This window comes from Staphylococcus gallinarum, assembly GCF_029774255.1.
Taxonomy (GTDB): domain Bacteria; phylum Bacillota; class Bacilli; order Staphylococcales; family Staphylococcaceae; genus Staphylococcus; species Staphylococcus gallinarum.
This window is the reverse complement of the sequence record NZ_CP069082.1, coordinates 2164520-2182141: the sequence shown is the minus strand read 5'-3', so window position 1 is coordinate 2182141 and position 17622 is coordinate 2164520. Positions and strand designations below refer to the sequence as shown.

Genomic DNA, 17622 nt, shown 5'->3' with positions numbered 1-17622 from the left:
TGGCTGAATGAGTAAATACAATGCAAAGAAAGTTGAGTATAAAGGTATAACGTTCGATAGCAAAGTTGAATGCGACTACTACCAATATTTAGAACAAAGATTACATGTAGGTGGATATGATCATATCGAATTACAACCACGTTACGAGTTGATTCCTAAGACTAAAAAGCAACGTAAGACAGAATATATTGCAGACTTTGCATTGTGGAATGATGGAAAGCTAATCGAGGTTATAGACGTTAAAGGCATGGCTACTGAAACAGCAAAGTTAAAAGCAAAGTTATTTAGATATCTATATCCCGATGTAAAACTTACTTGGATATGTAAAGCACCTAAGTACACAGGTAAAGACTGGATAACTTACGAAGAATTGAAAGTGGCAAGACGTGAGAGGAAGAAAGCTAAAGGTGATGAACGATGAAAATGGAAACAATCACAATCCGTTATGACGCAACGTTTGAACGACAAGTAGAAATACCCGTGTATGATTATTACGAAAATCACAATATAGAAGAAGCAATCGATAGAGATATGGAATTGCATAAGAATGATTATCTAGACGGACAATTTATTGAATTTGACAAAGTAAAAATTATGGATTGGAGATATAGCTGATGGAAAATACGATGAGAATTAGAGAGAAGGTATATGAGTTTCCAGATGAATATATGGAGCAGGCTAATCTAAATGGTATTAGTAAGTCTCAAATACGAAAACGACTTGAATATAATTGGACAGTAAAAGAGGCTTGCTATGTCCCTCAAGGTATGAAGTTAGACGATTATAGATTTATGGTGCAAGAACGAGAAAGAGAAGAACGAGAAAGAAATGCGTATGGCAATCTGTTGGAAGAAAAGCAGCAGAGTGAGCGTCCATGGCTATACGATGGTACACCTCAAAAACATGAACGTAGTAAATGGTGTGAGTACTTAATGAAAACAAGTATTTACCCGAAGGCGGTGCATTAAATGAAAATCAAAGACTTGAACAAAGGTGAACACATCATTGTGTATGACTTAGGCAAGAGTGAATATAGCGAAGGTATGGCAGTTGTAGGTAAAGTAATTGAATTAGAATTTGATGACGATGATAAAAATAAGGCAGTGATTGATTCGGTCGGTAATCTATACACAGTTACAGATGAAAACTATTTTGATAGATTGGAGGAATCGAAATGAACTTAAATCAAGCATTAAAAATAACACTCCTAATTGTTACCTTGACGGAAGAAATTAAGAGTGCATATAAGACAAAAAAAGATAAAAATTATTTTTCGTCACCTTTTAGTTAATCTATACATGCTCGAATAAATGATTTTCCATAAGCAGTCAAATTAACAGATCCCTTGTCAAAGTCTAGAACCCATGGTTGAAGAACGCTTAATAGATTAGTATATTCAACATTAATTCTAGAACACACCTGTTCAATATTTAGGTTTTCTTTTAATAGTTGTTTTACACCATTTAGATAAGGACTCTCTTTTTCTGATTTTATTTTATTAGAAAAATAAGTATAAAAAGTAGATTTGTAAAATTCATCATAAATACCAGGTTTAGTAAGTGATAATAAACCGAAATTTTCTTTTAGTAAGCCTAATCTTACTAAATTATTTATAGATAATTCAGTTGAATGAATGTCTAATGGTGAATCTTTGATTAACGAGTCAGAAAGATTTATTGCATCACTATCTTTGTTGATTACAGCTTTAAATTTAGCTGCAGGATGAACAGGATTATAACTTAAGTGTTTTAGAAGTATAGCGTCATTTGGAGAAAATTGCTTTATAATTTCTACGAACGAATGATGAGTAACATAATCTTTTCTATTATCCATTGAAGATGCTATTAATTTAGCGAACATTTTACTTAAACTTTCTTCTTCAATATAAAATTTTGATGCTTCAAGAGCTGGGCCTAATAAAGATATTTGTGGTTCTTGTAAATTTTCTTCTGGTACAAATGAGATTTCATCTTTAAATTGCTTTTTAAATATTTCAAAACTTCTTTCTCTTTTGAATTGAATCTTATCGGTGTAAAGGTGAAACCCTCCGAAAACAAGTTCCCATGTTTTATTAAATGTTTTTATAGGACCTTCTGTGGCACCTTCAATGAATTTGTTTACTCCATTGAATAAGAATGGATCCATTTATTTACAACTCCCTTCATATAGATAAATTAATTATATCAGATTGGAGTATTAGAGAGGTTAAAAGATAAAGGTATCAATATTTACTGAATTAAAATTAATTAAAATCAATAATGTTCAACGTATATAACTAACAAAAAGCTTATGAGAGAGAATAAGAATAAATTTAGAGAGGACAATTAATATGAATGAATTAATTAAACAAGTAGAACAATGGAGTATAGACAAAAACCTAGATAAAGGTAATTCAGATAGACAAGCATTGAAATTCTATGAAGAAGCTGGCGAAGTTGGTGCAGCTTTATCACGCAACAAACTAGACGATTTAAAAGACGGTATAGGCGATACAGTCGTTACATTAATTATATTGGCACAACAACATGGAATGACATTAGAGGAGTGTTTACAGTACGCGTATGACGAAATCAAAGGAAGAAAAGGAAAGACAATCAATGGAACGTTCATCAAAGAGTCAGACTTGTAATAAAGACATACTACAAAAAGTTAAAGAGGTGTTAAAAAAATAAAAAGCCCCTATTCAGGGGCTAGATATTATAGATTATCTTTTAACAGAACTTTAATACCGCAATATAAATTATATATAACGTAATAAACTGCACCGATAAAAGCAATAACAGTTATAACAATGAAAGTTATGCTTAATCCTTGGCTAGGTGTAGATTCAGTTAAACCAATTAAACCTGCACCTATAAACATTAAAATGTAAGGCAAAATGTGATAAGCTAATGATTTTTTAGCATGAGTAGAAACAGGTTTGTTTGCTAATATCCATACAATAATAGGAAATAAGATTGGTGCAAAAAATACACTGAAATATGATAAAGCAGCTAACAATTTTTCTGATTGAGTTGATTGATTCGACATATAGTATACCTCCTTGTTCATTTTATTAACAAGAAGATTATCAAACAAACATAACTAAGTAAATATAATTTAGATAACATAACAATATTGTTAGAAGGACAGTGATTAAATGCAATACCTAATACGCACCTTAACAGATTCAACCGGTCACGCATTCACTCATGTAACTAAAGCACGTGAGAACGAAACATTTACTGTGGTTGAGGCAGAGAGTAAGGAAGAGGCGGAATGTATATTTAATGAAAGAAAGGACAGTGAGTGAATGAGAATAATTAAAACATTAACAATCATAGCTTTATATGAATTAAGTAAATATATAACTGAGCAAGTGATTATCAGACTACAAGCAAATGATGATGTGGATGCTCCTAGAGATTTTAGTATATATGATCATACACATTTAAACGAGGTGACTAAGTAGATGTACTCAAAAGAATCGATAGTAAATATGATTGGTACGCATATGATGAAAAGTAACGTGTTAGCAGATGTAGTGCCAGAATATGATAGTAATTCCATAGCGCAGTATGGTGTGCAATCTACTATGCCTAAACCTCAAGGAGGGAACAGTAGTAAGGTAGAGGATGTTGTGCTAAGGTTAGAGAAAACGAATAAGCGATACGCTCAAATGTTAGAAGAAGTTGAGTTCATTAATAAATCACAACAAAAACTAGGCCACGTAGACTTTTGCTTCTTAGAATTGTTAAAAAAAGGATATAGACGTGATGATATAATTAAGAACCTTCCTAATTCTAAATTAAATCGTAATAACTTCTTGGCAAGACGTGATGAATTAGCAGAAAAAATATATTTGTTACAGTGACAAAAATGACGAAAATGACTGAAATGACAGTATTTTGAGTTAGTAGATATATTTTATATAATGATTATAGAGGTTTTACCTCAACCCGAAAACATTCTATTCCTCCTGAATATATGTTTATGGCATTCACTAATAAATGGGTGCCTTTTTTGTTGTACACTATATATAACGGAATTAGGAGGAAGATTAATGAATAATGGTCAATTTTTATTGAAATACAATGATTTTTTTAAAGAACATATGATATCAGATGACAATGAGGGAAAGTTATATAAATTGTTAGGTATATATGACGATAATTATTTCATCACTATGAAAGCCAACGAAAGGTTCAAAGAATCTCTTAAAAAGTTTAAAAATAGCGAAGGCCAAAACGATTCTTTTAGCAAGTCTATTGATGTATTATATGATATGAATATGTATATACGTATGTTAGCTACTGTAGATGATATATTAATCAAAATAAGTTTATATACATACTTAGTTTATAAACAGAATAAATTAGGCTTACCAACTCCAAAGTTCGAAAGTAAGACGATACAACCATTTAGGAATGAGATTGAAACAGAAAAATTAACTAAAGCTGGATATCCTCAATTACCAGATGTAAACAATAGATTGACGCGAAAATATAGAAACGATATCACTCATGGAAATGAGCTTATGATTAATAAAGGGATTGTAAAAGAAAAGGGTTTAGTAACTTTTATAGGACCAGAGGGGGTATATAACCGTAATAATAGAAATTTTGATAGAGTGAAAAAAGAATTAGAATCCGACTTAAAAGTGATTGATGAGAATCAAAAAATAAAAGAAGAAAAAATACTTAGTGTATTAGACGTGATAAAAGGGCATCGTTATTGATGTTCTTTTTTTATGCATAAATTTAATAAGCAATTAGCGATAAGAAGGTGATAGTATACGATGAAACTTACATGGAAACAACAGAAGTTAGTAGATGAATATATTAAAACAGGCAATGCATATCAAGCTGCTATTAAGGCTGGTTATAGTGAAAGTTACGCTAAAGTAGACGTTCATAAAGCCCTAGTTAAACCTAGACTGAAACAAGCGTTGGACGAGCGTATGGAAGAACATAAAAAACAGTCAATAGCAGACCAAGACGAGATACTACAATATTTAACTTCGGTTATGCGTGGAGAAATCACTGACCAAGAATTAATTCCAATTCAAGTTGGACGTGGTGAAATGGAAGTAGAAGAGCTTGAGAAACGTTCTGATACTAGTGCTAGGACAAAAGCAGCCGAATTGTTAGGCAAACGTTATACTATGTGGACTGATAAGCAGGTGCTTAACCATGAAGGTGTAGTCCAATTGGTAGATGATGTTCATTGATGAAACAAGTTAAGATATCAGAGATTATCCCGGAACATTTTCATGATATTTGGAGACATGCCAAGAATCCTAATACTTTGAATATAGTAGGTAAGGGTGGACGTGGTAGTGGTAAATCTTCTGATGTATCAATAATGATTGTAAGGCTTATTGTGATGATGCCAGTAAACGCAGTAGTTATACGTAAGACAGATAATACACTTGCTACATCTGTATTCGAACAAATTAAGTGGGCGATAGAACAAAATCATTTATCACATTTGTTTCAAATTATAAAGTCACCTATGGAGGTTATATATAAGCCTAGAGGTAACAGGATAATATTCAGAGGTGCGCAGAATCCAGAACGATTAAAGTCTTTAAAAGATAGCAAATTCCCATTTACAATAGCTTGGATTGAGGAATTAGCAGAGTTTAAAACAGAAGATGAAGTTACGACCATTACCAATTCACTATTACGTGGTGAACTTGATAATGGTCTTTTTTATAAGTTTTTCTTCACTTACAACCCACCTAAACGAAAACAGTCATGGGTTAATAAGAAATATGAAACATCATTTCAACCAGACAATACATTTGTCCATCATTCCACATATTTAGATAATCCATTCATATCAAAACAATTCATACAAGAAGCAGAAGTTGCTAAAGAACGAAATGAATTGAGGTATAGATGGGAGTATATGGGAGAAGCAATTGGTAGTGGTGTTGTACCATTTAACAATTTGAAAATAGAAACTATTCCACAAGAAATGATTGATGATTTCGATAATATACGTAATGCAGTTGATTTTGGTTATGCATCTGATCCATTAGCCTTTGTACGTTGGCATTATGATAAGAAGAAACGTATTATCTATGCGATAGATGAACACTATGGCGTACAAATAAGCAATAGAGAATTTGCTAAATGGTTATGGAAGCAAGGTTATCAATCTGACGAAATATACGCAGATAGCGCAGAACCTAAGAGTATAGATGAACTCAAAAAAGAACATGGTATCAAACGTATAAAAGGCGTTAAGAAAGGACCAGATAGTGTTGAATATGGAGAGCAATGGCTTGATGATTTAGACGCTATTATTATAGACCCTAAACGAACACCTAACATAGCTAAAGAGTTCGAAAATATAGATTATGAAACAGATAAAGATGGCAATATTAAGCCAAGGTTAGAAGATAAAGATAATCATAGTATTGATGCAACTAGATATGCCTTATCGCAAGATATGAAACAAAACGCATTATCTATACTTAAATAAGAAGGTGATTAACATATATATGCCAAATGAAAAGCCATATGGTGAACGGATTGTTGAAGCTATTAAGCCAAGGTTTGAAACACAAGAAGAATTAATTATTAGGTTGGTTAATGAACATAAATCTAGGATTAAAGATATAACAACAGGTCAAAGATATTATGATAAACAGTCGGACATATTAAAATATAAAGCTAAGTTAGACGCAAATGGCGAATTAGATATAGAAAAGCCGGATTGGCGAATTACTACGAATTTTCATCAAAACTTAGTAGATCAAAAAGTTGGTTATACGGTAGGTAATCCGGTAACACTATCTTGTGATAATGAGGAAGTTACTAATCAACTACACGAGATATTCGATAATCATTGGGACAATAAACTGATTGATATACTTACTGCTGCATCTAATAAAGGTATTGAGTGGTTACAACCGTATATTAATGAAAACGGGGATTTTAAGCTGTTTAGAGTACCGGCAGAACAAGCTATTCCTATTTGGACTGATAAAGAGCGTGAGAAGTTACAAGCATTTATACGCTATTACAAATTAAATGATGAATTAAAAGTAGAGTATTGGACTGATAGGGACGTTACTTATTACGTAATAGAAGATGAACAGTTAATACCTGATTATTACCATGGTGAAAACAATATACAAAGCCATTTTAATGGTGGAAACTGGGGAAAGGTACCATTTATACCATTTAAGAATAATCCCGAAGAAGTAAGCGATATATTCATGTATAAGAAGATAATAGATGCAATAGACAAACGACTTTCAGACACACAGAATATGTTTGATGAATCGGCAGAACTCATTTATATACTACAAGGTTATAACGGTGAAGATTTAAAAGAGTTTATGGGTAACTTAAAGTATTACAAAGCCATTAACGTTGATTCAGAAGGTGGCGTAGATACTATTCAAGTAGAAGTACCAGTTGCTAGTACGAAAAATTATTTGGAAATGATGCGCGCATACTTAATGGAGTTTGGTCAAGCAGTAGATTTTCAAACTGATAAATTTGGTAATAGTCCAAGTGGTATTGCACTTAAATTCTTATACGGCAATTTAGATTTGAAGGCTAATAAGTTACGTAATAAAACACAAGTAGCAATACAAGAGTTGCTTGAATTTGTAATACAGCATTTTAAGTTGAATATAAAAGTGAAGGACATAGAAATTACATTTAACTATAACCGTATGATGAATGAACTTGAACAGTCTCAAATTGGCGCTCAATCTCAATACTTATCAAAAGAAACATTAGTTACTAATCATCCGTGGGTTACTGATCCACACGCCGAAATAGAGCGTATTGATTCTGAACAAATGGAATACAATCAACAATTACCTTCTGTTGAGGAGGGATTGAATGGTGAACAACAATCCGAAAATAATGACCCAAGATGATATTGATAACTATATCGAATGCTTAATCAAGCAAGCAGAAAAAGAAATAGAAGTGTTGTTTGCTAATAGGTTAAAGGTTATAAAACAAGAGATTGCAGATATGTTCGAACGTTATCAAAACGATGATGTTCATGTTACATGGACCGAATTTAATAAATACAACAGGCTTAATAAGGAACTTACACGTATAGGAACAATGTTAACTGATGATTATAGAGAAGTCGCCAAGACTATTCAGAAATTACAACAAGATGCCTATATTGAAAAGTATCTTATGAGCCTTTATTTGTATGAAATGGCAAGTCAATCATCTATGACATTTGATGTACCTAATGCAGCTACTATTAAAAGTGCTATTGAACAACCTATTGAGTTTATTAGATTAGTGCCAACATTACAGAAGCATCGTGATGAGGTATTAAAGAAGATTCGCATTAATATTACTCAAGGTATTATGAGTGGCGAAGGTTATTCTAAGATAGCTAAAGCGTTACGTGATGATATTGGTATGACTAAAGCTCAATCATTACGTGTAGCGCGTACTGAAGCAGGTAGAGCTATGTCACAAGCAGGATTGGATAGTGCAAATGTAGCTAAAGACAACGGATTAGATATTAAGAAGAAATGGCATGCAACGCGAGATTCAAGAACGCGTGACACTCATCGTCATTTAGATGGCAAAGCTATAGGGATAGATGAAAACTTCCATTCTAGTGGTTGTATTGGTCAAGCACCTAAGTTATTCGTAGGGGTAAATAGTGCAAAAGAAAATATAAATTGTAGATGTAAATTATTTTATTATATTGATGAAGATGAATTACCGAGTATAATGAAAGTTAGAAATGAAAATAATGTAAACGAAGTTCTCCCGTATATGAGTTATAGAGAATGGGAGAAAGAGAAACGGAAGAGCTGATAGCATGAAAACAAACAACTTAATAAAATTATATTTTCTAAAAGACAGGGTTATTATAATTCATTCAAATGGAAGAAAAGAAACAAGAGTTCGAAAATGTATTTAGCTGCTACTTAATAAGTAGTGGCTATTTTTTATGTCCAAAAATGCTTATGACGTTAAAAGATGCAAGATCTCGTGGTGGTCATAACCACCGTAATAAAAAATGTGAGGAGCAATACAAATGAAAAGAGAATTTTTACGTGGTTTAGGTGTCGAGGAAGAGCATATCAAAAAGATTTTAGATGAACATCATGATTCTGTTCGTGAATATAGAGAAAAAGCTGACAAGGTAGATTCTCTACAGAACGAATTAGAAACAGCTAACAATGAAATCAAAGAACGAGATAACCAAATCATTCAACTTCAAGAACAAAGCGGTGATAACGAAGAGCTAAACAAACAATTAGAAGCATATAAACAAGCAAACGCCGATTATGAACAGAAGTTGGAAGAAGTACAACTGAATAATGCTATCAAGGTACATTTTGCCAAAGATGCAAATGATCCTAACGATGTTCTTGCATTCATAAATAAAGAAAATTTGGAATTGCAGGAAGATGGCAAAGTTAAAGGTTTAGAAGATGCGGGGAAGGCATTGAAAGAAGCAAAACCATACTTGTTTTCAGAAAATAAACCGACTGGCAATGCACCGATTGATGGTACTAGTGCTACACAAAACGATAGTATCACTAAGGAACAATTTAAGAATATGGATTACACAGAGCAAGTGAATTTGCTCAATACAGACCCAGATTTATACAGACAATTATCAGAATAAGGAGTGTTAATTAATGGCACAAACTAAAAAAGTAGATTTAATCAATCCAGAGGTATTAGCTAATGTAGTTGTAGCTAAGTTAGAGAACGCTATTCGTTTTACACCATACGCTGATGTAGATAATACATTAGTTGGACAACCAGGTGATACAATCACTCGTCCTAAATATGCTTATATTGGTCCGGCCGAAGATTTACAAGAAGGCGTAGCAATGGACACTGAAAAAATGAGCATGACTACTACACAAGTAACTGTTAAGGAAACTGGTAAAGCAGTGTCAGTTACACAAACAGCAGTAATTACAAACATCAATGGTACGCTTGCAGAAGCAGGTCGCCAATTGGCTATGTCTTTAGCAGACAAAGTAGAAATTGATTACATCGATGAATTAAAAACAGCTAAATTAACTGCTACTGTACCACATTCAGCTGCAGGTATTTTAGATGCGATTGAAGTGTTTGATTCAGAAGATGATGAAAACTATGTATTGCATATTCACCCTAAAGATTATAACAAGTTAGTTAAATCATTATTTAAAGTTGGAGGTTCTGTACAAGATCGTGCAATCACATCAGGTCAAGTTGCAGAATTAGTTGGAGTATCTGATATCCAAAAAACTAAGCGTACGGCAGAAGGTGAATTCTTCTTACAACGTAAAGGTGCAATGGAAATTGTTAATAAGAAAAAACCAGAAGCATATACAGACTTCGATATTCTAAAACGTGAACACATTTTATCAACTAACTACCACTACGGTGTTAACTTGAAAGATGATACTGGCGTTGTCAAAGGTACTTTCTCTGATGGTGCAACTGAACCTGCAGGCGATAATAGAGGAGCATAGGAGTGATTTATAGTGACGTATAAAGTTATTAATTATTTCACTGACTTGCAAGATGATAATCACGAATATAACGTAGGAGATATGTTCCCTCGTGATGGATTGAAAGTTAGTGAGGAAAGATTAACTGAATTATCTACTAAAAATAACCGTCAATCTAAGCCGTTAATAGAGAACGTTCAAGAGCATTTAGATTATTCTGGTATGAAAGTATCAGAACTTAAAGAAATTGCAAAAGAACGTGATATTCATGGCTATAGTGATATGAAGAAAGCAGAACTCATAGAGGTATTAGAGGGTGGTAAATAATGGACGCACAAGACGTCAAACTACTAAATCAATTACCACTAAATAATACTGAACATGACGATACTTTTTTGAAACTTATTGAATTATACAAGCCTTTAGCAGACGATTATTGCAATCAAGAATTCGATTCTAACAATCTTCCTAGTGGTGTTAAGAAATTTATAGCTGATTGTATCAAATATGGTTCGAATGGTAATTTAGCCAGTCGTTCCATGGGTACAGTTAGCTATTCTTTCGTTACTGATATTCCAGATAGCATGTATAAGCCGTTGAAACCATACAGAAAATTAAGATGGAGTGGTTATAATGTTTAATCCATTTGATGAATTCCCTCATTCGATTGATATGGGAGTAATCGAGATAGTTGGACAGTATCCAAATGAAAAAGAGCGCTATGAAAGCGAGAAAATTATAAATGGTTTTATGGATACTCCTACATCAAGCGAAAGGCTCCAATTCCATCAAATGAGTAATGATTTCGACAGAAACTTATATACACCATATGAACTACCAATTAATCCTAATAAAACTATATTTAAATACGAGGGTAAACTCTATGAGTGTAACGGTAATTCTGTAGATCAAGGCGGACAACATGAAATCAATCTAACTAAATTAAGAGAGGTACCTAATGGCGAAAGTAAAATATGGTAATTTGGAATTAGTAGCTGAATTGGAAGATTACAAAAAAGATATGGAACAATGGGTGAAAAAAGGTATAACAAAAACAGTTAATACCATATACAACACTGCGGTATCACTAGCACCAGTTGATTTAGGTTATTTAAAAGAATCTATAGACTTCATTTATAAAGATGGCGGTTTTACCGGAATTATAAGTGTAGGTGCTGAATATGCTATATATGTAGAATTTGGTACGGGTATTTATGCTACTGGTCCTGGAGGTAGTAGAGCTAAAAAACTCCCATGGGCTTATAAAGACGATGATGGAGAATGGCATACTACTTACGGTATGCATGCACAACCCTTTTGGAATCCGGCAATAGATGCAGGGCGCAAGGTATTCAATAAGTATTTTTCATAAGGTGGTTATGGTATGTGGGTATCAGTGGAAGATGATTTATTTAATAGTATTTATAACAAATTAAAAAGTAACCCTATCGTTCAGAATCAATTGGATGGTAGGGTTTTTGATTCTGTTCAAAAAGACGCTGTATACCCATATATCGTTGTGGGTGAGACCAACGTCACAAATAACGAATCAAGTGTTAGCATGACTGAAGATGTAGGGCTTACCTTACATGTATATAGTCAGGCAGTAAATGCTCATGAAACTAGAGAACTAATAAAGTTTCTGGGATTGATATTAAACAGAGAAATAAAACTAAATAATTATGAATTTATAAGAAGTCGCATAGATGACCAACAGGTGATAACTGATATTGACCAGTACACCAAACATGGCATTATACGACTTCTTTTTAAATACAGACATACTACTAAATATTAAGGAGTGAAAGTAATGGCTCAAAAGAATTACATTTCTGTTGTTCGTCCTGCGATTGATAAATTAGATAACGGCGAAGGTTTATTGTTAGCTGATTTGCAAGAAGGCGGACACACTATTGAAGCTGATTTAGCAGAAATTGTTCGTGCAGGGAAAGTAGATTATGGTGTGAACAGTACTTCCGAAGAAATTAAGTTAACAGTTGGTCATGTACTAGGTGATCCTGGACAGGAACAAGTAAAGAAAGCTATTAAGAATGGTGAACAACTTAGAGTATGGGTTATTGAAACTAAAAAACGTAACAATAAATACAACGCTTTATTTGCATATGTACAAGCCGAATCTTATGAAATGAGTTTCGACGATGAAGATGACACTATCGAATTGACTTTAAAAGTTAAATGGAATAGTGCAGAAGGCGGTTTTGATTCATTACCAGAAGAATGGTTGAATCCATCAGCTGCAGCGGAAGTTGTTGAATTCGAACAATTCGGCGAAAAATACGGAACATATGAAAATCAAAAGGAATTAGCAGGAGCAACTGCACCAGATACAGGTGCATAAATAATTTATTAAGGGGTGTAATACCCCTTTTATTAGTTTATAAATGGAGGAATTTAACATGGTAGAAATGATTAAAACATTAACGGTTAACGGTAAAGAAGTAGAAGCTAAAGGCTCACTTATGTTTGATATTGAAGCGAAGAAATTCAGTGAGAAAGATAAAGAGAATACTGTTCCTGGCTTCAATGTGATTTATAACAAATTAATCAATAAAGATAATGAGGGTATTTTGGATTTTTGGCAATGTGCTACATCGCATTTAGCAGATAAGCCTTCAAAAGAAGATATTTTCAATGCTATTCAAAATGTAATTGAAGAAAAGCAAGATACTAAAGAGTTATTAGCAGGCGCTTTAGATGTAATGACAAATAGTGGTTTTTTCAAACAAAAGACACGCCAATATTGGATGAACGTGTCGAATGGAGAAAAGATGGCGAAGAAAGAGGAGAAAGAGCAAGCCAAAATCGGTCACGAAATGATGGTAGAGAATTACAAAGACATCATGGGCGTAGAACCATTATTAACTTCAGTGAAATAAGGCAGCTTACTGCACGTTACATTGGTTATATACCTGAACAAGAACTATATAGTATGACACCACATGAGTGGAAAGATTGGATTATAGGAGGGCAAGATAAACTTCTAGACATCAGAGAAAACAATCTACATTCTGCAGTAGCTCATGGCATGGTCCAAGGTGGAAAACGTCTAGTTGGTATGCATAAAGAAATTGAGCAAAAACGATATGAAATTAGAAACCAATTACAAGAATATAAACGTAAAAAAGAAATGGAACGTAGAAAACGTTATGCAGATCGTGAAGCATTCAAACGAGGAACACGTAAGATGCTTTCCAAATTTGATTAAAGTGAGGTGATAAGTTGGAAAATAAAAATTTTATGGCCAAGATATTTGCTAATATAAAAAACTTTGAAAGAAATGTGCATAAAGCACAACGATTAGCACAAACTTCTGTCCCTAATGAAATCAATACAAATGTTGATGCAAACATAAATAAATTCCAACGAGCATTGCAAAAAGCAAAAGCTCTAGCTCAAAAATGGCGAGAACATGAAGTGAAAATAGATGGAAATAGTAGCCCGCTTACTAGAGCGATAGCTAAAGCTAAGGCTACTCTCGCTACATTAAGAAAACATACAGTTAAAATTGATGTTGATACAACAGGAACCTCTAAAATTCAACGTGCCTTTAGGGCTATAGAAACACAAGTTAATGATTTCCAAAATAAAGTAGATAGATTAGCTAGTGATATTAGATCATTTGGAACGGTCTTTTCTCAAACATTTAAAGGTGTAATGCTTACGTCTGTTCAAGGTTTAATTCCAGTAATAGCCGGATTGGTACCAGTCTTATTTTCTGTATTAAATGCTGCTAAAGCTGCTTCTGGTGGTGTGGTTGCACTTGCCGGTGCAGGAGCTATTGGTTTTGCCGGTTTTGCAGCTTATGCAGGTATGGCTATTATAGCTATTAAAATGCTAGAAGATGGAACGATAAAAGCTACAAAGCAAACAAGAGCGTATGAGAGCGCGTTAGAAGGAGTTAAATCACAATGGCAAGATATTGTGAAGAGTAATGCTAATAAGATATTTCAGTCAATGGCTAATGGTTTAAATGCTATGAAGTCTGGGTTGAAATCACTAACTCCATTTTTTGCGGGCGTGGCTAAAGGTGTAGAGAAAGCAAGTGCCTCGTTACTCAAATGGACAAGAACGAGTGCAGTGGCTAAAAAATTCTTTAATATGTTAAATACAACTGGTGTATCAGTATTTAATAAACTATTAAGTGCTGCAGGACATTTCGGCGATGGTTTAGTAAATGTATTCACACAATTAGGTCCTTTATTCCAATGGTCTGCTAATTGGTTAGATAGATTAGGAAAATCATTTAGTAATTGGGCTAATAGTGCCGCAGGACAGAATAGTATCAAACAATTTATGGAATATACAAAAACTAACTTACCAATTATAGGAAACATATTTAAAAATGTATTTGCCGGTATAGGTAATTTAATGAAAGCATTTGGTCAGAATTCAACAAATATTTTTAAGTATTTAGAACAAATGAGTGCTAAGTTCAGAGAATGGTCAGAAACAGTTGGTAATTCTCCGGGATTTAAAAAGTTTGTTGATTACATGCAACAAAACGGACCAGTAATAATGCAATTAATCGGTAATATAGTACGAGCGTTGGTAGCTTTTGGTACTGCGATGGCTCCTATAGCAAGCGCAATATTTAATGTAGTAACTAAAATAGTTGGATTCACTGCTGCGTTAATGGAGAATCATCCTTGGATTGCAAGAGTAGCAGGTGTAGCTGCTATGTTATTAGGGGCAATTTGGGCGTTAGCTGTTCCTTTAATGGCAGTTAATAGTTTCTTAGGGCTGTTCGGGACTTCATTACTTAAATTAGTCGGCAAGTTTGTCACTGCAGGAGGGGCTAGTAAGATATTTAGTGGTCTTATGAATGTATTGAAAGGTGTATTCGGCTTTTTATTAAATCCTATTAAAAATTTAGCAGGATTATTACCAGCTTTAGGAACAGCCTTTGAAGTTTTAACAGGGCCTATTGGTATTGTAATAGCTATTATAACTGCCTTAGTAGGAGTAATAGTTTATATGTGGAATACTAACGAAAGCTTTAGAAATGCTATGACAGACATTTGGAATGGTTTAGTTAGTACTATCAGTGGTGCAATTCAAGGTATCATTGGATGGTTCCAACAATTATGGTCCAATATTCAATCGACATTAGCTCCAATCATGCCGTTATTGCAACAAATAGGACAAATATTTGTTCAATCATTAGGGACAACGGTTATGGCAATAATTACTGGTTTATCTATCGCTTTTCAAACACTTTGGACCGTTGTATCTATAGTATTCCAAACAATTGGAATGGTTATTTCCGTATTTGTTCAATTAGTAGTTGGATTATTTACTGCACTAATCCAATTTTTGTCCGGAGATTTCAGTGGTGCATGGCAGACATTGCAAAATATGATTACAAATGTAAACAATACGATACGAGACTATCTAATTAGTATTTGGAATACTATAAAAGGTTATTTGTCTGGAGTATGGAATTCGATAAAAGGTTATTTTTCAACGGTATGGGAGAATATGAGTTCTACCGTTCGTTCAAAAGTTCAGAATATATGGAATACCATAACTAGTAAATTTAGCGCTTTGGTTGGATCTATCGCTGGATTTGTTAGTCAATGGGTAGGAAAAGTTGCATCTGGATTTTCAAGAATGGTAAGTAATGCAATATCCGGAATGGCGAGTTTTGTAGGGAAGATAGTTTCTGGATTTGTAAATGTAGTGAGTGAAATTGGTAACGGAGTAAGTCAAGGTGTAGCGAAAGTTAGAAGTTTCTTTAGTGAAATGATAAGTGCAGGTGGCCATTTAATAAGTGGACTGGTTCAAGGTATTCAAAATGGAGTTCAATGGGTTGTTGATGCTGCCGCTAATGTTGCTAAAAAAGCAGTCAATGCTGCTAAATCAGTTCTAGGTATACATTCTCCTTCTCGTGTGTTCAGAGGTATAGGTGGCTATATGATGCAAGGTATGTCAAATGGTATAGCAGGTGGTCAAGGTAGTGTGATTACTGACGCATCTAAAGCTGCAAATTCTGTTACAGACGCTTTTAAAAAGAATTTAAATAGTGATTTAACTGATAATTACGCTTCGAATTTTGATGGTAATGTTGATAGTCATTTAACTAGTGATGTACGTCATAGTATGAAAGAAAACACCAAACCAAATGTGTATGTAACGGTTAAAAATGAAGGAGATATTGGATTTATTAAATCAACGATTGACGATATGAATTCACGAGAAAATGCATTGAGATATTAAGGAGGGACGTAAATTTGCCAATCACATACGATATAGAAGTCGTGAAAAATAATAAAAAATATCGTGTTAGTGACAATCCTTTTACTTTAAACGATATTATAGTAACAAGCTACGATGTACAAGGCGCAGGCTATAACAGAGAATTTAACACTGTTGAACGTTTGAATGGCCGTTTTCTCAATGCGACCACAGAAGAAAAGAAAGTTGTTAACATGAAATTAAGATATTCAGTATCGAGACCGGTTTATGTATCACACTTAAAAAGTGAAATACAAAAGTTGTTTAGTGGTCAATTTTATTTGAGAGAACTATCATCTAGTGATAATACGATTGAATTTTTGAGTTTCAATGATCCTGATAAACAATTTGATATGGATTACACAGATGGCCGACAAATTTATGTTGGCCTTTCTGATGCAATTTCATTTGATAGTACTCAAACTTCGGGAGATATAGAATTAACTTTCGAAACTTTAGAATTGCCTTATTTTGAAAGTATTGCATATAACACCGAATTATCAAAGAACCCTAATTTAGAATTTTGGGGTTTAGAAGATGATGTTGCTTGGAACGAAAATGATGATTATAGAAGAAATAAATTTTATAACATTCAAGATGGTTATTACTATTATTTAGGCGATGTAACCATAGACCAATTCAATCAAGATTATTATGTTGAAATTGTTTTAGGCAAAGACACTAAAGATTTCACATTTTACATTGGAAGTCATGATTTGATGCGTATAACTGGCTTGAATATGAAAGCTGGAGACAAGATACGATATAACGGATTACAAACATTTAAAAACGGAATTTCCATAGATTCAAACACAACAGGTGCGCAACCAGTATTGGAACCTGGAGCAAACAACTTCCACTTCAATCAAGAAGTTCAGAGTATTTATTTTAAACATAAGTTGTATTTTAGATAGGTGGGATAT

General features: G+C 33.4%; 27 protein-coding genes. 25 read left to right on the top strand and 2 right to left on the bottom strand.

All coding sequences use genetic code 11. From position 1 onward, the window contains the following. Positions 1-7 precede the first annotated feature (7 nt). Genes JN168_RS10405 through JN168_RS10390 form a run of 4 tightly spaced genes read left to right on the top strand, consistent with a single transcriptional unit; the run spans position 8 to position 1178 of the window. A complete protein-coding gene (locus JN168_RS10405; protein WP_107579784.1) occupies positions 8-421 on the top strand; it encodes a DUF1064 domain-containing protein in 414 nt (137 codons plus the stop codon). Beyond that, complete coding sequence (locus tag JN168_RS10400) at positions 418-615, top strand: hypothetical protein (protein WP_232162270.1); 198 nt, start codon at positions 418-420, stop codon at positions 613-615. The genes JN168_RS10405 and JN168_RS10400 overlap by 4 nt, the downstream gene beginning before the upstream one ends. Further along, positions 615-968: an SA1788 family PVL leukocidin-associated protein gene (locus JN168_RS10395; protein ID WP_107579783.1), complete on the top strand. Its 354-nt coding sequence runs from the start codon at positions 615-617 to the stop codon at positions 966-968. The genes JN168_RS10400 and JN168_RS10395 overlap by 1 nt, the downstream gene beginning before the upstream one ends. Then, positions 969-1178, top strand: coding sequence for a hypothetical protein (locus JN168_RS10390; protein ID WP_279525873.1), 210 nt, complete (start codon positions 969-971; stop codon positions 1176-1178). A 109-nt stretch (positions 1179-1287) separates the two neighbouring features. On the opposite strand, the gene JN168_RS10385 is transcribed toward JN168_RS10390, so the two are convergent. Further along, positions 1288-2145 carry a DUF4393 domain-containing protein gene (locus JN168_RS10385; RefSeq protein WP_119650724.1) on the bottom strand — a complete coding sequence of 286 codons (858 nt, stop codon included), beginning with the start codon at positions 2143-2145 and terminating at the stop codon, positions 1288-1290. A 184-nt stretch (positions 2146-2329) separates the two neighbouring features. Here JN168_RS10385 and JN168_RS10380 point away from each other — a divergent pair, with 184 nt between their 5' ends. Continuing rightward, a complete protein-coding gene (locus tag JN168_RS10380; RefSeq protein WP_107579283.1) occupies positions 2330-2629 on the top strand; it encodes a MazG-like family protein in 300 nt (99 codons plus the stop codon). Positions 2630-2697: 68 nt separating this feature from the next. On the opposite strand, the gene JN168_RS10375 is transcribed toward JN168_RS10380, so the two are convergent. Further along, positions 2698-3030 (bottom strand): magnetosome magnetite crystal formation protein family, encoded by a 333-nt coding sequence (locus JN168_RS10375; protein WP_279525872.1) that lies wholly within the window; start codon positions 3028-3030, stop codon positions 2698-2700. Between the two features lie 109 nt (positions 3031-3139). Here JN168_RS10375 and JN168_RS10370 point away from each other — a divergent pair, with 109 nt between their 5' ends. From JN168_RS10370 to JN168_RS10275, 20 genes are all read left to right on the top strand, one after another. Next, complete coding sequence (locus JN168_RS10370) at positions 3140-3292, top strand: DUF1381 domain-containing protein (protein ID WP_107527189.1); 153 nt, start codon at positions 3140-3142, stop codon at positions 3290-3292. Continuing rightward, entirely contained in the window at positions 3293-3451 is a 159-nt protein-coding gene (gene rinB / locus JN168_RS10365) for a transcriptional activator RinB (protein WP_107579285.1), read from the top strand. It abuts the gene before it with no gap. After that, a complete protein-coding gene (locus JN168_RS10360; protein WP_107527187.1) occupies positions 3452-3853 on the top strand; it encodes a hypothetical protein in 402 nt (133 codons plus the stop codon). 189 nt (positions 3854-4042) lie between these two features. Then, complete coding sequence (locus JN168_RS10355; RefSeq protein ID WP_107579286.1) at positions 4043-4717, top strand: hypothetical protein; 675 nt, start codon at positions 4043-4045, stop codon at positions 4715-4717. A gap of 60 nt (positions 4718-4777) precedes the next feature. Next, a complete protein-coding gene (locus JN168_RS10350; protein ID WP_107527185.1) occupies positions 4778-5209 on the top strand; it encodes a terminase small subunit in 432 nt (143 codons plus the stop codon). Then, positions 5209-6471 (top strand): PBSX family phage terminase large subunit, encoded by a 1263-nt coding sequence (locus JN168_RS10345; RefSeq protein WP_405192180.1) that lies wholly within the window; start codon positions 5209-5211, stop codon positions 6469-6471. The genes JN168_RS10350 and JN168_RS10345 overlap by 1 nt, the downstream gene beginning before the upstream one ends. Positions 6472-6475: 4 nt before the next feature. After that, positions 6476-7885: a phage portal protein gene (locus JN168_RS10340; RefSeq protein WP_279525871.1), complete on the top strand. Its 1410-nt coding sequence runs from the start codon at positions 6476-6478 to the stop codon at positions 7883-7885. Beyond that, positions 7848-8801 carry a phage head morphogenesis protein gene (locus JN168_RS10335; RefSeq protein WP_279525870.1) on the top strand — a complete coding sequence of 318 codons (954 nt, stop codon included), beginning with the start codon at positions 7848-7850 and terminating at the stop codon, positions 8799-8801. The genes JN168_RS10340 and JN168_RS10335 overlap by 38 nt, the downstream gene beginning before the upstream one ends. A gap of 223 nt (positions 8802-9024) precedes the next feature. Then, complete coding sequence (locus tag JN168_RS10330) at positions 9025-9621, top strand: phage scaffolding protein (protein WP_107579287.1); 597 nt, start codon at positions 9025-9027, stop codon at positions 9619-9621. 13 nt (positions 9622-9634) lie between these two features. Continuing rightward, positions 9635-10465, top strand: a complete 831-nt coding sequence (locus JN168_RS10325; RefSeq protein ID WP_229367028.1) for a N4-gp56 family major capsid protein — start codon at positions 9635-9637, stop codon at positions 10463-10465. A 12-nt stretch (positions 10466-10477) separates the two neighbouring features. After that, positions 10478-10771: a Rho termination factor N-terminal domain-containing protein gene (locus JN168_RS10320; protein ID WP_229367029.1), complete on the top strand. Its 294-nt coding sequence runs from the start codon at positions 10478-10480 to the stop codon at positions 10769-10771. Then, complete coding sequence (locus JN168_RS10315) at positions 10771-11085, top strand: phage head-tail connector protein (protein ID WP_107579289.1); 315 nt, start codon at positions 10771-10773, stop codon at positions 11083-11085. The genes JN168_RS10320 and JN168_RS10315 overlap by 1 nt, the downstream gene beginning before the upstream one ends. Continuing rightward, positions 11078-11425: a phage head-tail adapter protein gene (locus JN168_RS10310; protein WP_107579290.1), complete on the top strand. Its 348-nt coding sequence runs from the start codon at positions 11078-11080 to the stop codon at positions 11423-11425. The genes JN168_RS10315 and JN168_RS10310 overlap by 8 nt, the downstream gene beginning before the upstream one ends. Beyond that, positions 11403-11816, top strand: coding sequence for an HK97-gp10 family putative phage morphogenesis protein (locus JN168_RS10305; RefSeq protein WP_107579291.1), 414 nt, complete (start codon positions 11403-11405; stop codon positions 11814-11816). Before JN168_RS10310 ends, JN168_RS10305 begins: the two co-directional genes overlap by 23 nt. A 12-nt stretch (positions 11817-11828) precedes the next feature. Further along, on the top strand, positions 11829-12242 hold the full coding sequence (locus JN168_RS10300; RefSeq protein WP_107579292.1) for a DUF3168 domain-containing protein: 414 nt from the start codon (positions 11829-11831) through the stop codon (positions 12240-12242). Positions 12243-12254: 12 nt separating this feature from the next. Further along, a complete protein-coding gene (locus JN168_RS10295; protein ID WP_107579293.1) occupies positions 12255-12803 on the top strand; it encodes a phage major tail protein, TP901-1 family in 549 nt (182 codons plus the stop codon). 58 nt (positions 12804-12861) lie between these two features. Then, positions 12862-13341: a tail assembly chaperone gene (locus JN168_RS10290; protein ID WP_405051316.1), complete on the top strand. Its 480-nt coding sequence runs from the start codon at positions 12862-12864 to the stop codon at positions 13339-13341. Positions 13342-13394: 53 nt separating this feature from the next. Then, positions 13395-13670: a hypothetical protein gene (locus tag JN168_RS10285; protein ID WP_279525869.1), complete on the top strand. Its 276-nt coding sequence runs from the start codon at positions 13395-13397 to the stop codon at positions 13668-13670. A 14-nt stretch (positions 13671-13684) separates the two neighbouring features. After that, complete coding sequence (locus tag JN168_RS10280) at positions 13685-16681, top strand: phage tail protein (protein WP_279525868.1); 2997 nt, start codon at positions 13685-13687, stop codon at positions 16679-16681. Between the two features lie 14 nt (positions 16682-16695). Next, the gene (locus tag JN168_RS10275) at positions 16696-17613 is read left to right on the top strand and encodes a phage tail family protein (RefSeq protein WP_279525867.1); all 918 of its coding nucleotides are present in this window, start codon (positions 16696-16698) and stop codon (positions 17611-17613) included. The last annotated feature ends 9 nt before the right edge of the window (positions 17614-17622 follow it).

Bases quoted from the DNA above. Each gene is read 5' to 3' on its own strand.
- JN168_RS10405 (WP_107579784.1), top strand. From the start codon at position 8: ATGAGTAAATACAATGCAAAGAAAGTTGAGTATAAAGGTATAACGTTC.
- JN168_RS10400 (WP_232162270.1), top strand. From the start codon at position 418: ATGAAAATGGAAACAATCACAATCCGTTATGACGCAACGTTTGAACGA.
- JN168_RS10395 (WP_107579783.1), top strand. From the start codon at position 615: ATGGAAAATACGATGAGAATTAGAGAGAAGGTATATGAGTTTCCAGAT.
- JN168_RS10390 (WP_279525873.1), top strand. From the start codon at position 969: ATGAAAATCAAAGACTTGAACAAAGGTGAACACATCATTGTGTATGAC.
- JN168_RS10385 (WP_119650724.1), bottom strand. From the start codon at position 2,145: ATGGATCCATTCTTATTCAATGGAGTAAACAAATTCATTGAAGGTGCC.
- JN168_RS10380 (WP_107579283.1), top strand. From the start codon at position 2,330: ATGAATGAATTAATTAAACAAGTAGAACAATGGAGTATAGACAAAAAC.
- JN168_RS10375 (WP_279525872.1), bottom strand. From the start codon at position 3,030: ATGTCGAATCAATCAACTCAATCAGAAAAATTGTTAGCTGCTTTATCA.
- JN168_RS10370 (WP_107527189.1), top strand. From the start codon at position 3,140: ATGCAATACCTAATACGCACCTTAACAGATTCAACCGGTCACGCATTC.
- rinB (WP_107579285.1), top strand. From the start codon at position 3,293: ATGAGAATAATTAAAACATTAACAATCATAGCTTTATATGAATTAAGT.
- JN168_RS10360 (WP_107527187.1), top strand. From the start codon at position 3,452: ATGTACTCAAAAGAATCGATAGTAAATATGATTGGTACGCATATGATG.
- JN168_RS10355 (WP_107579286.1), top strand. From the start codon at position 4,043: ATGAATAATGGTCAATTTTTATTGAAATACAATGATTTTTTTAAAGAA.
- JN168_RS10350 (WP_107527185.1), top strand. From the start codon at position 4,778: ATGAAACTTACATGGAAACAACAGAAGTTAGTAGATGAATATATTAAA.
- JN168_RS10345 (WP_405192180.1), top strand. From the start codon at position 5,209: ATGAAACAAGTTAAGATATCAGAGATTATCCCGGAACATTTTCATGAT.
- JN168_RS10335 (WP_279525870.1), top strand. From the start codon at position 7,848: ATGGTGAACAACAATCCGAAAATAATGACCCAAGATGATATTGATAAC.
- JN168_RS10330 (WP_107579287.1), top strand. From the start codon at position 9,025: ATGAAAAGAGAATTTTTACGTGGTTTAGGTGTCGAGGAAGAGCATATC.
- JN168_RS10325 (WP_229367028.1), top strand. From the start codon at position 9,635: ATGGCACAAACTAAAAAAGTAGATTTAATCAATCCAGAGGTATTAGCT.
- JN168_RS10315 (WP_107579289.1), top strand. From the start codon at position 10,771: ATGGACGCACAAGACGTCAAACTACTAAATCAATTACCACTAAATAAT.
- JN168_RS10310 (WP_107579290.1), top strand. From the start codon at position 11,078: ATGTTTAATCCATTTGATGAATTCCCTCATTCGATTGATATGGGAGTA.
- JN168_RS10305 (WP_107579291.1), top strand. From the start codon at position 11,403: ATGGCGAAAGTAAAATATGGTAATTTGGAATTAGTAGCTGAATTGGAA.
- JN168_RS10300 (WP_107579292.1), top strand. From the start codon at position 11,829: ATGTGGGTATCAGTGGAAGATGATTTATTTAATAGTATTTATAACAAA.
- JN168_RS10295 (WP_107579293.1), top strand. From the start codon at position 12,255: ATGGCTCAAAAGAATTACATTTCTGTTGTTCGTCCTGCGATTGATAAA.
- JN168_RS10290 (WP_405051316.1), top strand. From the start codon at position 12,862: ATGGTAGAAATGATTAAAACATTAACGGTTAACGGTAAAGAAGTAGAA.
- JN168_RS10285 (WP_279525869.1), top strand. From the start codon at position 13,395: ATGACACCACATGAGTGGAAAGATTGGATTATAGGAGGGCAAGATAAA.